Raw genomic sequence first — 16,057 nt, forward strand, 5'->3', positions numbered from 1 at the left:
CTGCTGCCATGTTCAATTCTCCTGAATTGAGCATGGCGTCGCCGCGCTAGGGCTGGCGCAGCTTGTGAAGCTGCTTGCCCTAACGTGGCTCGCACAATTGTGAACGCTTAGGCGTTCTCAATTGTGGCCACACTCCTGTGTGGCGGGGAGGCTTCGATTTAGTTTGGGCGGTGGTTTTGCCTTTATCTTTTAAGTCGGTTGGCTTCTTGGCTGTCTTGAAAGAGAGCTTTCTTTTTCTAATTGTCTTTCTCGGGTTACACTGTTTTTAAGTCAATCAAAAGCCTTTGGGCGTGGAGTGATTGTGAAGTTTGTAGATGAAGCGCCGATTTTTGTCGCCGCTGGTAATGGCGGCAATGGCTGCCTGAGTTTCTGGCGTGAAAAGTTTGTTGCCAAAGGTGGCCCTGATGGGGGTGACGGTGGTGATGGCGGTAGCGTGTACCTGGAAGCTGATGACAACCTCAACACTCTGGTTGATTACCGTTACCAACCTAAATATCGTGCCGAGCATGGTGCTTCAGGTCGTGGTGGTAACTGTACCGGTGCTAAAGGCGCCGATATGGTTTTGAAGGTGCCTGTGGGCACTACTGCCATCGATATGGATACCGAAGAGGTGCTAGGTGATCTGCGTAAAGCGGGCGATCGATTATTGGTTGCTAAAGGCGGTTGGCATGGCTTGGGTAATACCCGCTTTAAATCCAGTGTAAACCGTGCGCCGCGCCAAACATCTCCGGGTAAGCCGGGTGAGCAGCGTAATTTAAAGCTCGAGTTGAAAGTACTGGCTGATGTCGGTTTATTGGGTTTGCCCAATGCCGGAAAGTCTACCTTGATTCGCGCAGTTTCCTCAGCCAAGCCAAAAGTAGCTAATTATCCATTTACCACGCTGGTGCCAAATCTGGGCGTGGTAAAAGTGCATGATCACCGCAGCTTTGTAGTGGCCGATATTCCAGGCTTGATCGAAGGTGCCAGTGAAGGTGCAGGTCTTGGTATTCGCTTCTTAAAACACTTAACGCGCTGTCGTGTATTGTTGCACCTAGTGGATATGTGCCCATACGATGGCACGACGCCAGCAGAAAATGCTCTGGCGATCGTTAATGAATTAGAGCAGTTTAGCCCGACTTTGGCGCAGCGTGAGCGCTGGTTGGTGTTAAACAAGCTGGATATGTTGCCAGAAGATGAAGCTGAAGCCGCTTGCCAAGAAGTGATTGAAAAACTGAATTGGCAAGGCCCTGTTTTTAAAGTAGCCGCCATTAATAAAACCGGCACCCATGAAATGTGTAACGAGATTCTAGAATATCTCGAAGAGACTTGGGAAGCTGAAAAAGCCAACCCCGAGTTGGTTGAGCAAGAGATAGAAACTCAGCAGCAAATGCAAGACGAGGCTCGCGAGCGAATCGAAAGCTTACGTGAGCAGCATCGTGCTGAACGCAAATCCGCGAAAGAACAATCAAGTAGTGACGACGATTGGGATGATGATGACTACGACGTTGAAGTGGAGTATGTGCCCTAAGGTCGGTCAATAGTTATCTAATTCTGCGACGCACACCATAGCAAACAAAAGCATAGCAAAAACAATGAGTCGCAAAAGTTTACAAACAAGCCGCCGCTGGGTGGTGAAAATTGGCAGTGCCTTACTGACCAATGATGGCCAAGGTTTGGATGAGGCCGCTATTGATGCCTGGGTCTCTGAGTTGGCGCATCTGCGTCAAGCGGGCTTGGAAATTATCTTGGTTTCCTCTGGTGCCGTAGCCGCCGGAATGACCCAGCTTGGCTGGAGCAAACGACCGAAAAGCTTGCATGAATTGCAGGCGGCCGCTGCTGTTGGGCAAGCCGGTTTGGTGCAGACCTACCAACAAAAATTCCAACGCTTTGGGCTACAAACAGCTCAGGTGTTATTAGATCATGACGACTTTTCCAGTCGTCAGCGCTACCTTAATGCCCGCTCTACCTTAAACACCTTGCTTGATCTTAGTGTTATCCCGATTGTTAATGAAAACGATACGGTGGTTACCGATGAGATTCGCTTTGGGGACAATGATACTCTGGCGGCTTTGGTGGCCAACCTGTTAGATGCGGAACAGCTTGTAATTTTGACAGATCAGCAGGGTATGTTTGATGCTGATCCACGCAGCAATCCTGATGCAAAGCTTATTAGTGAGGCCAGTGCTCGCGATAGTAGCTTAGAAGAAAAAGCAGGTGGCGGCGGTAAGTTGGGGCGCGGAGGTATGCGAACCAAAGTAAGAGCGGCAAGAGTGGCTGCTCGTTCTGGCGCTCATACAGTAATCGTCGGTGGTCGTATCGAGAATGTATTGAGTCGCCTACGCAAAGCCGAAGACTTGGGTACTTTATTGTTGGCAGATCGCCAGCCAGAGGCGGCGCGAAAGCAGTGGCTGGCGGGTCATCTACAGGCCAAAGGTAAGCTTATCCTTGATGCTGGTGCCACCAGGGTGTTGAGCGGTCAGGGTAAAAGTTTGCTGCCTGTTGGGGTTACCCAGGTTGTTGGTGACTTTACCCGTGGTGAGTTGGTTTTATGCTGTAATGAGCAAGGGCTGGAAATAGCTCGGGGGTTAGTAAACTATAACAGCGATGAAGCGCGCCGTATTATCGGATTGTCTAGTGAAAAGATTGGCGCCGCTTTAGGTTATGGCGGCGATGATGAGCTGATTCATCGAGACAATCTGGTGCTGAGTGAATAATAAACGGTTTTAGCGAGCGCTTGCTGGAGAAAGAAAGTGGGAATATTTAAAGATCATATTGAGGCAATGGCTGCATACGCTCCGCCACTAGAAGGGCGAAATCCAGATGATTTTACGCTACTGGATTTTAATGAGCGCACTATTCCAGTGAGTGATGCCATTAAGCAGGCCTTGGTGGATTACGTCCAAGGTAATCGTTTACAGCAGTACCCGCATTATGGCGATATATGTGAGCGCTTAGCGGATTATTGTAATGTAGAGCTTGGCCAGGTGATGGTGACCAATGGCTCAGATCAGGGAATTGATTTGATCATTCGGGCTTGTTGTCGTGAGGGTGACGAGATCATAATTCCTGCGCCGAGCTTTGCGATGTATGAGCAGGTAGCGAAGGTAGAGAATTTAAACATTATTAAGCCGCTCTATCAGCGCGACAGCGGTTATCCTTTGGCGCAAGTGAAGGCCGCAATAACGTCGAAGACCAAGCTGATCGTCATATCCAACCCGAATAATCCATGCGGTACGATTGTTGAGCCTGCGGCGATTATTGAACTGGCGAAATCAGCAAAAGACGTCGCGATATTGGTCGATGAGTGTTATTTCGAATATAGCCAGTGCACTGTGGCGGCAGCGATTAAAGAGTGCCCTAATCTGCTGATTACTCGCACCTTTTCGAAGACTTGGGGGATTCCCTCATTACGCTTTGGCTATGTGTTGGCGGCTGAGCAGAATATTAAAGCCTTGCTGAATGTTCGAGGGCCTTACGATATTAATCAGCTCGCTATTGTTGCTGCGACAGCGGCATTGGAAAACCCAGAGTATACCGAGCGCTATGTGGCCGAGGTGATGCAGCAGGCTAAACCAAGGCTAGAAGAATTTTGCGAGGCTAAAGGCTTGTTGTACTGGCCATCCGCGGCTAACTATCTATGGATCTTTCCTGATGAGCCTGAGGCTCTTAATAAAAAGCTGCAAGAGGCTGCTATATTAGTTCGTCCTAAAGCAGATGCGGAAGGTCGTACCGGCTTGCGTATAACCATTGGTACGCTTGAACAAACTGAGTTTTTGATTAAGGTCTTGGATCAGAACCTTTTATGATCTACCCAGATAGGGGGCAGACCCTCAAAGGGTCTGACCCCGGGTCTACGGTGCTTCCATCTAAGCATCCCTTCTTTCTACCTAAAGCCAGGCCGGCTGCACCCGTCTATACTTCAATAAATGCTTGGCTTCTGGCCTGGGCTGTTCGGCCACTCTTCAGCATTACAGCCGTTGTTTGACGAGAATTTCACTCGTTTTAACTTACGTTGCAACCTTTTATTTCTGAGTCTCGTCTAATGCTACAACTAAGGCTCCTATAGTGGAGTTTTTACCCGCATTTAGCCTATCAAGAAAATGATAAGGAAGGCCAAAATAATGAAACGCCTGTTTAAGTTCCTAGCCCCCGTTGCTGTTATTGCCGCTGGTGTCGCCGTTTGGGTTGTGCTCGATGCAACTAAGCCAGAGCCAGAGAAAAAGGATGAGGTGAGTCAAGCACCTTCACTTTTTGCGGAGCCGGTTTCTCGCGAAGAGATTACCTTGAAAATTCGAACCCAAGCTGAAGTTAAAGCTAACACCGAGGTGAATGTTATTAGCCAGGTGAGCGGTATGGTGGAGTGGGTATCTCCTGAGTATATTGAAGGTGGTCAGTTTAAAGCGGGCGAGGCCATTTTAAGAATTGATGACGCTGATTATAAATTGGCCTTAAAGCGTGCCGAGGCGCGTGTCGCCGAGGCCAAAACTCGAGTGGAGCAAGTGGAGGCGGATGCCGAAGTTGCGCGTCGTCAGTTGCGTGGTGTGAAGAACCCATCAGCACTGGCTCTTAAGAAGCCACAGTTGGCTGAAGCCAAGGCAAACCTGAAAGCTGCCGATGCAGACCTTGCTCAAGCGCAACTTAATTTAAAGCGTACCAAAATTTCTCTCCCCTTTGATGGGCGCCTAAAGTCAATCGCAGCAAACATTGGCCAATATATTTCTCAGGGCAGTAATGTTGGCCGCGCTTTTGCGACTGACAAAGTTAAACTTCGCTTGCCATTAACCGACCGCCAGTTGGCTTCTTTGAATTTGCCGATAGGTTTTGTAGCTTCAGAAGAGCGTACCCCTCTAGTCAAACTAAAAACTCGCTTTGCAGGTAAAGAGCTAGAGTGGGATGCGCAGCTTACCCGTGTTGATGCGGCCTTTGATCAGAGTACTCGTCTAGTCTATGCCATTGCCGAGGTGAAAAACCCTTATCAGCAAGCCAACCCGCTAGCGGTGGGTATGTATGTTCGCGCAGAAGTTTATGGCGATACGATTAATCAGGCTTTGGTAGTTCCTCGTGCTGCTTTGCGAGCCAATGACCGTATTTATGTAGTTGATAAAGAAAATCGTCTTGATGTACGTGAAGTTCATGTGATCGATAAAAGCCCAGAGCGAGTATTGATTGAAGGCGCTGTGCAAGAAGGTGAGATGGTTATTGTTTCTCCGCTGCGTAACCCAACACAGGGTATGGCCATCAACATTATGGAGCGCAATGAACAAAGTGAAGTGCAGACCGCAACTGTAGCTGAGGGTTCTGCAAATGGATAAGTTAATTGCATGGTTTGCCAAAAACTCTGTGGCGGCAAACCTGTTAATGTTTGGTTTGTTGGTGGCGGGCGTCATCGGCTATCTAAATGTTGAGCGTGAAGTATTTCCTATTTTTGAAGCGAACCAGGTTGAGATTAATGTTCCTTGGCCGGGCGCAGCTCCCCAAGAAGTAGAAGAACAGGTCGTTATTCGCATAGAAGAGGCCTTAAAGGATCTTGATAATATCGATCGAGTAAACTCTTTTGCGGCGGAAGGCTTTGGTCGCATTGTGGTTCGAGCGCTTGGCCAAGTTGATATGGCGGAGTTTGTGAATGATGTAAAGCTTCGTGTCGATAGTGTTAATTCTTTGCCTCGGGATATTGAGCCGCCAGTAGTGCGTCAGTCGGTATTTCGCAACGAAATGATGCGTTTGGCTGTGCATGGTAATGTCGGCGAAAAACGCTTAACCGATATGGCAGAGAATATTCGCGATGAAGTGGCTGCTTTGCCAAATATTTCTATTGTGGAGTTGTTTGGGGCCCGCTCTGAAGAGGTTGCCATTGAGCTTTCTGAAGAGGCGATGCGTCGCTATGGTTTGAGTTTTGATCAGGTCTCGGCAGTTATTCGTGCTAACTCTTTAAATTTATCGTCGGGTAGTGTTCGTACTGCCACAGGTGATGTGCAGCTACGTGCACGCAATATGGCCAATAATCAGCAAGATTTTGACAGCATTATTCTTCGCCAGAGTGAAGATGGTGGTGTTGTTTTGCTGGGTGATGTTGCCAAAGTAATCGATGGTTACGAAGAAAACGAGATTCTAGCTACATTGAACGGCGAGCCTGCGGTATTGGTGCAGGTGATGACAACCGACTCAATGGATATTGTGGCGGCCAGTCGTTCCATGAATGAGTGGTTGGTTAAGCGCCAAGAAAATATGCCAGAGGGTATGAGTTTAACCCTGTGGTGGGATTCAGCAGATGTTTATAACAATCGTATGGATACCATTGTTTCTGCAGCGCTTTCGGGTTTGCTATTAGTATTTTTAGTTTTGATTCTTACTCTCCGTCCACAAGTTGCGCTTTGGGTGACTGTGGGAATCGGAGTGGCTTTCGTGGGCACCTTGGCCTTTTTGCCAGCCTACGATGTCTCCATGAATGTAATGTCGACTTTCGCCTTCTTATTGGTGCTCGGGATCGTGGTAGACGATGCTATCGTCGTGGGTGAAAGTATCCACCACCATGGTGCGGATCACGGTGGCGGTGTGGAATCCGCTGTTGAGGGTACTAAGGCGGTAGCGAAGCCGGTTATATTCGCGGTACTAACAACCATTGTTGCCTTTATGCCTTGGATGTTCCTCAGTGGCGAAAGTGTGCAAATTACCCGTATGCTATCGATTGTTATTACTGCAGCACTGGTAATCTCTTTAGTAGAAGCATTTTTAATTCTTCCTGCGCATTTGAGAAAGCTGCGCCCGCGTAAAGACTTACATGGTTTGGCTCGCACTCAGCAAAAGATTGCACATTCTTTGGTGAGATTTGCTGATACGACTTATCGTGGTTGGTTGGAAAAGGCGATTAAGTATCGTGGTTTGACCATCTCGATTTTTATCTCTTTCTTTATCATTAGTTTGGGTGTTTTCAGCACCGGCTGGGTACGTTTTTCCTTCAACCCAGAAATCGAAAGTGATCAGGTTATTATTAATGTAGAGATGCCTTCTGGCTCACCTTATAGCCGAGCTTTAGAGGTTCTTGATCAGCTGCAAACGGCAGAAAAGCAGTTGGAAGCTGAAGTGAATCAAAATGCTGAAGGCGGTAGTGGTGAGCTAATTGAAAATTGGTATACCCGCTCACGTCGTGACAGCGTGATTGCCATTGTAAAACTTGCCCCACCTGAGGTGCGTGAGCTCTCCGCGAAAGAAACCGCCAAGCGATTAAGTGAGTTGGTGGGTGAAGTGCCAGACGCGGAAAGTGTCTCGGTAGAGTACACCATGAACGATGGTGGTCAGCGAATTAATTACTCTTTGCAGCATAAAGATCTGGATACCTTGCGCGAGGCTGTGGCAGAGCTAGAGATGCAATTGCAATCTTATGACTCTATTTTCTTTGTTCGCAATAATATGCAGGGCAGCGCCGATGAGTTGCGCTTAAGCTTGCTGCCAGGTGCTGAGAAGCTGGGTGTTGATTTGGCTTCGGTTTCTCGCCAAGTACGTCAAGCTTATTACGGTGAGGAGGTTCAACGCTTACCTCGTGCTAACGGTGATGTGCGTGTTATGTTGCGCTACCCGAAATCAGCGCGACACAGCTTGGATAGTCTGGATGATTTTCGAATTCGTACAGCGGACGGTCGTGAAGTGCCATTGTTCTCAGTGGCTGAGGTGGAATATGCACCAGGCATTAAGAGCATTAATCGCCGCAACGGTAATCGCAGCGCTTATATTGATGCCGAACTAAGCGGTGATGTGCGCAAAGATATTATGGATGATATGGAGAAAAACTTCCTGGAGGACTGGAAGGCGCGCTACCCTGGTTTGTCGGTGAATAAGGCTGGTCAAGCTGAAGGTGAGGCGCAATTTATGAAGGAAATTGCTTCGCTATACTTCCTGGCTCTATTTGGCATGTACGCCTTACTTGCTGTTGCCTTTAAGTCTTACTTTAAGCCAATCATTATTATGACTGCGATCCCCTTCGGCTTTATGGGGGCGGTTTATGGCCATTTGATTTTTGATACATCAATGGCACTGTTCTCTTACTTTGGTATCGGTGCAGCCGCGGGTGTTGTGGTAAACGATAACTTAGTATTGATGGATTATATTGGTAAGCAGCGTCAAAAGGGCATGTCTGTGCGCGATGCAGTCATTGCTGGCGGTGTGAATCGTTTCCGTCCAATTTTGTTGACTTCAATTACTACCTTTATTGGCTTGATGCCGATGTTGGCCGAGCGCTCAGCGCAGGCTCAGTTCTTACATCCGGCGGTAATTGCTTTGGCCTTTGGCGTCTTGTTTGCACTGTTTGTTTCTTTACTGTTGGTGCCAGCTTTGTACTCGTTAGGCGCTAGTATTAAATCTGGTGTGCTGTCTTGGTTTGGTATTCACTACAGTATTAATGGTGAAGAAGATAAGCCGGCTGAACAGGGCGAGGAGGCGCTAGCTAAAAGCTAATTGCTAATTGCTGAATAGGCTAGGGCGAGCTGGTTCGCTGGTTTGCCCTTAGCCTTAGTGTTATATAGTCCTCTCTTTGTCTTTTCTCTTCTTGTTTGGCCCTGGTAGTCGGTAAAGCTACTTATTCTTGGTGTCAGCCTTGGTTGATTTGGCTGATTTTTAATCCTGATCAGTTTAATAATATTTAACTCACAAGTTTTCGCTTGAGGGTAATATGAATCAGAGAATAAATAACTTACCGCAGTGCATTTTCTACTTGGTTTGGCTTGTGGGCGCCATTTGCTTGGCTTGTTACGTTTATCTGAGCTGGCCGATTGGCTCTGAGGTATATAAAGGCCATGAAATCCCGGTGCAATTTTTTATATATTTTTTGTTTATTTCGGGATTGGGAGTGGCGTTTCGGAATTATCATAAGTACAAAACTAAAAAACTGTTTGGCCTGACAGTTTTGGGCTGCTTGTATATTGCGGTTATGCTTACTGTGAAGCTAGGCTTGATAGGGCTGGATGTGCAATATACGGCGACTTGGATTTACCCCCTGTTAGCAGTTGCTGTGCTGTTTGATAAATAGCTAGGGCAACACTGGGTGGCATCGGTCAAGCAACGAGCATCTGGTAACTGTTATACTGCGATTATTCTAAATGTCGTCTCCTGTCGTTCGAGGTTTTCTTATTTTTCACATAGCTCAACATTTCATAGTGCCGCTTACAGTAGCGGTTTTGTTTTTCCCCAAGCAGTGGCGTAAGGCCTATCTGGTCATGATGCTAACGATGCTGGTGGATGTCGATCATCTATTGGCAGATCCTATTTATGATCCAAATCGTTGCAGTATTGGTTTTCACCCGCTGCATCGCTTACCGATGATTATTGGCTATTTGGCTCTTTGTGTTTTCAGTAAAACCCGATGGCTTGGCTTGGGTTTGGTGATTCATATGGCGCTGGATAGTATCGATTGCCAAGTAAATACTGGCAGTTGGATAAACTAAGAGAGAGTATGTCCCATAGTTTTGGCCGAGCAGAGTTTAGGCTCAAAGGCTTGCTAGTTGGGTCGAAAGTAATTCAGGGTTGCGCAGCATGGGGTCGTTTTGTAGCAGGTTTTTCCAGCTCGGAAGTAAGCTGTGGCTGCGCTTATCTTGGCTCAGTTTAGGTATCCAGAGCCCTTCACGATTAAAGCGGTAGATGCTTTGCAAATCGCTTCGCTGGGAAAGTGGACTTAAGCTATCGCTAAGGCTGTCTAAGACGAGCTGTCGCCCGTTTTCCAAGCGAACTGACAGAACCATGTGCCCTGCTTTAATGGGGCGAGAATAGACATAATGCAGATGCAGCTGCCGCTCTTTAAAGCCTAGGGCTAAGAGGGTGGTGAACTTGGCAATGCTCAGGTCTTCGCAATCCCCTTGTCGATTACGAATGGTGTCGAAACTGCTGGACCAGTGATCGTCTGATTGCCAGCGTTGACGGTCGCTGCGCCATGAAAAGCGGTTAAAGTACTGGTTAACGGCCTGTAGCTGCTGTTCTTGGTTAAAGCCATTGTGGCGCAGGCTGTTTACCGCAGACGCCCAATTCTGCAGTGCGGCTATGCCTTGTATAGGGTCTTCTTGAGCGTATACGAGCGGAGCGCGCAGCAATGCAATGCATAATAGGCAAATCCGTATGGCTATTGGGGCAGTCTTTGTCGGCATGATGAATCACTCAGCTGAGAACGGCCTCTCTTTTGTTTTGTGAACTATGTCACGCTATTTGAGTGTGGTCGCTACCAGTCGGTGAAAATGGGAATATCTGACTATGGATTAATGGCTGGAATTAGTTCTTTTATTTGATCTGTGTGGCTGAACGGTCGCGGGCTTTGCCACTTGAGGATGAGGGGCTGCTATTAGCTTGATCCCAGGCTTCCTGTCGTCTTGCGCCGATAGCTGAGGGAGGTAAATTTCAGGCACAAAAAAACCGGCTAAAGCCGGCTTTTTTGATAGTTGAGGCAGGGGTGCAATTAAGCAGCCAAAGCCTTAACTTGTGCGTTCAGACGGCTCTTATGACGAGCAGCTTTATTCTTGTGAATAATGCCTTTGTCTGCAATGCGGTCGATAACAGGTACTGCAGCGGCGTAAGCGGCTTTAGCGGCGTCTGCATCGCCAGCGTCAATCGCGGCGTTAACTTTTTTGATGTAAGTACGCACCATGGAGCGTAGGCTGGCGTTGTGCTGGCGAGCCTTTTCGTTCTGGCGGGCACGTTTTTTGGCTTGAGGTGTATTTGCCACCGTAATGCTCCTATAACGTTTGGTCTAAATTAAGGACGCGGTATTATGCCGTTTTGGTTTTCTAAGTCAAGACCTTTGCAGCGATAAGTCGTCTATTTTGTTGATCAAGTTGATTGGCTGCCACGGTCATTGTTCAGGGCTGCCCTAGGTAGCTCTATGCTAAACACCACGCCTCCTAGATCTGCTCGGTTCTGCGCCTTTACGCTTGCGTGATGGAATTCGGCGATCAGCTGCACGATACGAAGGCCAAGCCCTAGGTGTGGGCGCTCGCTGTCGCTTTTATCTCTAATCGAGACCAATGAATCGAATAGCTGTTCACTGACTAGATCGGGCAGCAGTGGGCCGTCGTTATCGACCGACAAGCTAAACCCTCGCTCATGTGCTGCCAGCGATAGGGTGATTGTGCCGGCTGGAGGGCAGAAGTCCACGGCATTCTCAATCAGCTTATCTAGTGCTTGAGCCAGCAATTCCGGTGCTCCCCAATAGCTGACTTGACCTTCGATACTTAAATCTAGCTTTATTTTACAGTGCTTGGAAAAGGTGTCTCCATAAGCGAGACTCAGATCTTTGAGTAGTTGATCTAGCGGGAAGTGCTCTTTTTCGGCGCTGGCAATGGCCGCTTCTACCTGACTGGCCGCTCCCATGGCGTTCAATATCGCCGACAATCGCTCACTGCCCTGTAAGGCACGCTGACCGTAGCTTTGTTGCTCTTGATTAAGCTCGCACTGCTGTAGGTTATCCAAGGAGGTTTTAACCACCGCTAGAGGGGTTCTCAGCTCATGGGACAGCTTACTTGAAAGGCTGCCCAAATAGTCGCTATAGGCCCGTAGGCGACGCAGTAGTTGATGGTAATTACGGCTTAAGTCGCCAAGCTCATCTTTTGCATCACTGGCAGGCAGTAGCCCCTGTTCAGGCTTTGGGCGACCATACTCATCGAGTGCCTGCTCAGCAGCTTGGCTAAGCTGCCTGATACGCCAACCTAGCCAGCTGGCATAAGCCAATAGCGCGGCGCCCAATAGGAAGCTACCGAGGCTTGAGTAGAGCAGCAAGTTAAGCAGGGCGGAGTTCATCAAGGCCGCCTGTGTATCATTGCTCTGCTCGGCTATCACTGCCCCCAAAACTTGCCCACTTGGGCTGCGTATCGGCGCACTGGCGCGAACTTTTAGTTGCCCTGTGCCTTGGTACCAGCGTTCACTCGCATTACCGGCTAGTGCTTGGCTTAGCTCGTCGCCAAAATACCAGCCATTTGCTTGCCACGCTTCGATAACCTCTAACTGCTGACTCTGCAATAAACGCTGATAGATCCAAGCTTTAAGCGGATGCAGCTTATTCGCTTCTGGAAAATAAGGAGCGTTAGCGGCGTCGTCACCTTGTAGATCAGCCAGTAGCTCGCCTTGTGTACCGCTGAGGCTTAGGCGTAAGCCCTCTTGCTGAAAATGGCTCAGTTCTTCATCCAAACCTTCCAGTTGCTGCACCAGTCTGGGTGCTTGGGCGTCATTGGGCCAGAGGTTTAAGGTCTCGCCAGTATCGGAGACTACCGATAGATTAAAACGGCCTGATAAAAACGACAGCGGCATTTGTAATTCAACTTGGTAACCTTTGCTGTTTTCGCGCCACCAACCTTGAATACGATGCTCTGTGCTGATTTTTTCGCCATTTTGAAAACGTGCAATGACTTTTCCGGGTGAGCTGGTGCTCAGCGCATAACTTGTGGATGCACTTTGCAGGACTAAATGATCGCCATTGACTAAGCCATTCTTGCCTGGATGGTAATAACGTAATTCGGGCTTTTGTACTTCCACAAAGACAAAAATGCGATTGTGGGGGCTACGTAGACGTTTGCGATTGGCGAAGGTCTCTTGTTCGGCGCGCTGCAGCATGAGTCGCCAGCGGGCCCGAAAGGGCGCTTCACCAGCTCGATATACCGGCCCGGTGCGCCAGCTGGGCCAATCACCACCGTAACCATCTAAGACGGTTTGACCTTTTTGCAAAGGGGCAAAAAAGCCGGCCTCGCCACTTAATGCATTATGAGCGGGAAAAAGCTCTAGGTTTTTGTCTTTACCCAAAGCAGTGGCTACAGCCTTGGCTTGAGCCAGCAAGGCTCGGCTTTGACCGTCGCGCAGAAGCTGATCCATTTCCTGTAGGTGTTGGTATCCAGCCCAGGGGATTACTAGGGTGAGTAAACTTAGCAGTAAAAGTTGCCGGCTAAGCTTCATTCAGCACTTTCCTGCCAGCGATAACCCATGCCGTAGGCGGTAGCTATACAGCGAAATTCGGGGTCTATCTGTTGAAATTTTTTGCGAATGCGTTTGATGTGGGAGGTAATAGTATTGTCATCCAGCACAACATTGGCAGCATCCATCAGTTGTTGACGGTTTTTCACATGGCCTGGGTGCTTTGCTAGTGCGTGCACAATCCATAGCTCAGTTACGGTTAGCTCAAGCAGTTGCTCCTGCCAACGGGCATGCATTCGATCTAAGTTAATATCGAGATCACCTCTTTGTAAGCGGTTCTCTTGCTCTTCATGCTCGGGGCCTTGCAGGGCATCCATGCGGCGAAACAGGGCGACGATTCGAGCCAGCATATGGGCCTGGCTAATATCTTTGGTGAGGTAGTCATCGGCGCCTAGGCGCAGGCCGCTGATCATATCCAGCTCGCTGTCGCGGGCGGTAAGAAAAATGATGGGTAGCTGGGGGGCTTGGGCGCGAAGCTGCCGACAAAGATCAAAGCCGCCTTCAATCTCTTCACCAAGCCCAACGTCGATAATGGCCAAATCTGGTAAGGCATCGGCGAAGGCCAGTAAGGCGCTAGGGCGATCAATGTAGTGACTCACTTGAAAGCCTTGGCGCTGCAGAGCTTCTTGGTAATTGGCGGCGATGGCTATTTCATCTTCCACAATGGCAATGTGCCTGGGCATATTAAATCCTTGTACTGGCCTTAGCATTATGACCTGTTATGTTGGGCTATAGTTTATCGCCAAAGTGCAAAAAATAAATCCCTGCCACAATTGATCATAATTGAGCCTCAGCTTGCCACCATTTGGGCACTGGCCTGCCATAGAGCCCTGTTTAAATATCCTGAAACGGATTAAACAGGGTATGCCGCATGAAACTAACCACACCTTTACCAATGCCGGCTATGTGCCGTCAGCGCAGCCGACGCAAAATTCCAAAGCATTTAGTGCTAGAGAGTGAGACCAAAAAACGCAGCTGGCCGAAGTATGTAATGCTGCTGCTAAGTTTGCCATTGCTGTTGCTCTTATTCGCCCTGGCTGATCTAGCCAGCGCAGAAGAAGATTACCGCTGGCAAAATGACTTTAATGAGCGTGGTGGCGAATTATTTTTTAAAGATGCAGCGGGTCGCAAAGCTGCTGCTTTGCATTTAGGCAGTGATTTTAATGTGCAGGTAAATGGCATGGTTGCCGAAATTACCTTGCAGCAGCGTTTCAAAAACCAAGGAGATGAGTGGCTAGAAGCCGTTTATGTTTTTCCTTTAGATGAGCAGTCCGCGATAAGTGCCATGCAAATGCGAGTTGGCGAGCGTCTTATCAAAGGCAAAATCGCTGAGAAGCAGGCCGCTAGAAAACAATATCAGCTTGCCAAAAAGCAAGGTAAAAAAGCAGCCTTAAGTGAGCAGCAGCGGGCCAATTTGTTTACTCAGCGTGTCGCTAATATTGCACCGGGTGAGACGATTGAGGTTGAACTCAAAGTTGTTCAGGCCGTCAGTCTAAGGGATAAAGCGGAGCTTGGAGGGATGCAATTTAGCCTGCGTATTCCTACTACTTTAACGCCGCGCTTTATTCCTGGTACACAAGTGAAAGCTCATCCGCAAGAACAGCAAGTTAAACTGGATAGCCATGGCTGGGCACAAGCAACGGATCAGGTTGCTGATGCTGGTGAAATTACTCCACCGATGCTAACGCAAGTTGGCGACAATGATATCGTCAATCCGATGAGTTTAGAACTCACCCTGGATGCGGGTTTACCATTGGCCAGTGTAAGCAGTCCTAGTCATCGCCTATCGCTAAACAAATCAGCGGAGCAACATCACATTACGCTGGCTAATGGGGTGGCGGCAATGAATCGTGATTTTATTTTAGAGTGGTCACCTAATCCTTCCGTACAGCCTCGTGCAGCTTTGTTTCGCCAAAGCAAAGAGCAAAGCGACTATGCCATGCTAATGCTATTGCCGCCGCAGACGTTAAGCATCGCGTTGCCAAGAGAGGTAATTTACATCATTGATACCTCAGGCTCTATGGATGGTGAATCTATCATTCAGGCTAAGGCCGCCTTAAAAACTGCAATACAGCAAATGAATGATGGTGAGCGATTTAACATTATTGAATTCAACTCAAATTACAGCTTGTTTGCCAGTCAGCCTTTGCAAATGAATGTGCACAATAGAATGCAAGCCTTAGATTTTGTAGCGGGCCTACACTCAGGTGGTGGCACGCAGATGTTGCCGGCGCTTAGAGAAGCCTTGCAAGCTGAGGCCCAAGAAGGCTTTTTAAAACAAGTCGTCTTTATTACCGATGGCAGTGTCGGGAATGAAACAGAGCTGTTTCGAGAAATTCACAAACTACTGGGCGATAGTCGTTTGTTTACTGTAGGAATAGGCTCTGCTCCCAATGGCTTTTTCATGCGTAAAGCGGCAGAGTTTGGTCGCGGTAGCCATCGATATATTTCTCGCTTAAATCAAGTGGAAGAAGAGATGGCATTACTGTTTAAACAATTGTCCGCGCCAGTTCTACGTGATATCGAAGTGCAATGGCCGGAGCATTTAACAGTAAGTGCTCTGCCAGAGCGTATTGCTGATCTCTATATGGGGGAAGCGCTACAGTTACATGCCAAGCTAACAGAAATGAATGCATCAGCAGTAATGGATGGCAATGTGGTAATTAAAGGTCGGTTAGCTACAGGGCCTTGGCAGCAGAGCATCCCATTAGCCGCCTTGGCGGATAAAGAGCATAGCGGTTTATCCAATTTGTGGGGACGTAAAAAAATTGCCGCCTTGGAAGACGAAAAGACCTTAGGGCGTGATCCCAAGCGAGTTAGAGCAGAAGTTCTTAAAATAGCACTAGCCGAGCAATTGCTATCACCCTATACCAGCTTTATCGCTGTAGAAGAAAAAATATTGCGCCCAGTCAATGCTATCTCAGATAGCGTTGCAGTGCCCAATCAATTGCCAAAGGGCAGTGCTAAGCCTGCTGCCGCTATAAAACAACAGCTTGCTATGGCCTACCCAAAGACGGCCTCGGGGTGGCAGGCTAAACTTTCTCAAAGTATATCGATGCTATTGATATTGTTAGTTGCTTACTGTCTCTATCGAATAGCGCTAAGAGGTGCTACTCGCCCAGATCACGCGAATGTGGTGGCTTAA

Annotated in this window: 11 protein-coding genes; 7 read left to right on the forward strand and 4 right to left on the reverse strand. The window is 48.3% G+C overall.

Annotation, left to right across the window (positions count from 1 at the left end; translation table 11 throughout):
- Nucleotides 1-301: 301 nt before the first annotated feature.
- The 6 genes from cgtA to Q1A08_RS07325 all read left to right on the forward strand — a co-directional run bounded on the left by cgtA (nucleotide 302) and on the right by Q1A08_RS07325 (nucleotide 9,413).
- Nucleotides 302-1,507, forward strand: coding sequence for an Obg family GTPase CgtA (gene cgtA, locus Q1A08_RS07300; RefSeq protein WP_299771357.1), 1,206 nt, complete (start codon nucleotides 302-304; stop codon nucleotides 1,505-1,507).
- Between the two features lie 64 nt (nucleotides 1,508-1,571).
- A complete protein-coding gene (gene proB, locus Q1A08_RS07305) occupies nucleotides 1,572-2,693 on the forward strand; it encodes a glutamate 5-kinase (RefSeq protein WP_299771359.1) in 1,122 nt (373 codons plus the stop codon).
- Nucleotides 2,694-2,729: 36 nt separating this feature from the next.
- Nucleotides 2,730-3,785, forward strand: coding sequence for a histidinol-phosphate transaminase (locus Q1A08_RS07310; protein ID WP_299771361.1), 1,056 nt, complete (start codon nucleotides 2,730-2,732; stop codon nucleotides 3,783-3,785).
- Between the two features lie 315 nt (nucleotides 3,786-4,100).
- On the forward strand, nucleotides 4,101-5,291 hold the full coding sequence (locus Q1A08_RS07315) for an efflux RND transporter periplasmic adaptor subunit (protein ID WP_299771363.1): 1,191 nt from the start codon (nucleotides 4,101-4,103) through the stop codon (nucleotides 5,289-5,291).
- Entirely contained in the window at nucleotides 5,284-8,427 is a 3,144-nt protein-coding gene (locus Q1A08_RS07320) for an efflux RND transporter permease subunit (protein WP_299771365.1), read from the forward strand. The genes Q1A08_RS07315 and Q1A08_RS07320 overlap by 8 nt, the downstream gene beginning before the upstream one ends.
- A gap of 641 nt (nucleotides 8,428-9,068) precedes the next feature.
- Nucleotides 9,069-9,413, forward strand: a complete 345-nt coding sequence (locus tag Q1A08_RS07325) for a DUF6122 family protein (protein WP_299771367.1) — start codon at nucleotides 9,069-9,071, stop codon at nucleotides 9,411-9,413.
- A gap of 42 nt (nucleotides 9,414-9,455) precedes the next feature.
- Here the strand turns inward: Q1A08_RS07325 and Q1A08_RS07330 are convergent, their stop codons facing one another.
- From Q1A08_RS07330 to pdsR, 4 genes are all read right to left on the reverse strand, one after another.
- On the reverse strand, nucleotides 9,456-10,106 hold the full coding sequence (locus tag Q1A08_RS07330) for a transglutaminase-like cysteine peptidase (protein WP_299771369.1): 651 nt from the start codon (nucleotides 10,104-10,106) through the stop codon (nucleotides 9,456-9,458).
- Between the two features lie 305 nt (nucleotides 10,107-10,411).
- Entirely contained in the window at nucleotides 10,412-10,678 is a 267-nt protein-coding gene (rpsT, locus tag Q1A08_RS07335) for a 30S ribosomal protein S20 (protein ID WP_299771371.1), read from the reverse strand.
- Between the two features lie 104 nt (nucleotides 10,679-10,782).
- On the reverse strand, nucleotides 10,783-12,894 hold the full coding sequence (locus tag Q1A08_RS07340; protein WP_299771372.1) for an ATP-binding protein: 2,112 nt from the start codon (nucleotides 12,892-12,894) through the stop codon (nucleotides 10,783-10,785).
- Complete coding sequence (gene pdsR, locus Q1A08_RS07345; protein WP_299771374.1) at nucleotides 12,891-13,595, reverse strand: proteobacterial dedicated sortase system response regulator; 705 nt, start codon at nucleotides 13,593-13,595, stop codon at nucleotides 12,891-12,893. The genes Q1A08_RS07340 and pdsR overlap by 4 nt, the downstream gene beginning before the upstream one ends.
- 188 nt (nucleotides 13,596-13,783) lie before the next feature.
- On the opposite strand from pdsR, the gene Q1A08_RS07350 reads away from it, so the two are divergent.
- A complete protein-coding gene (locus Q1A08_RS07350; RefSeq protein WP_299771376.1) occupies nucleotides 13,784-16,057 on the forward strand; it encodes a marine proteobacterial sortase target protein in 2,274 nt (757 codons plus the stop codon).

The organism is uncultured Pseudoteredinibacter sp., assembly GCF_947500695.1.
Classification (GTDB): domain Bacteria; phylum Pseudomonadota; class Gammaproteobacteria; order Pseudomonadales; family Cellvibrionaceae; genus Pseudoteredinibacter.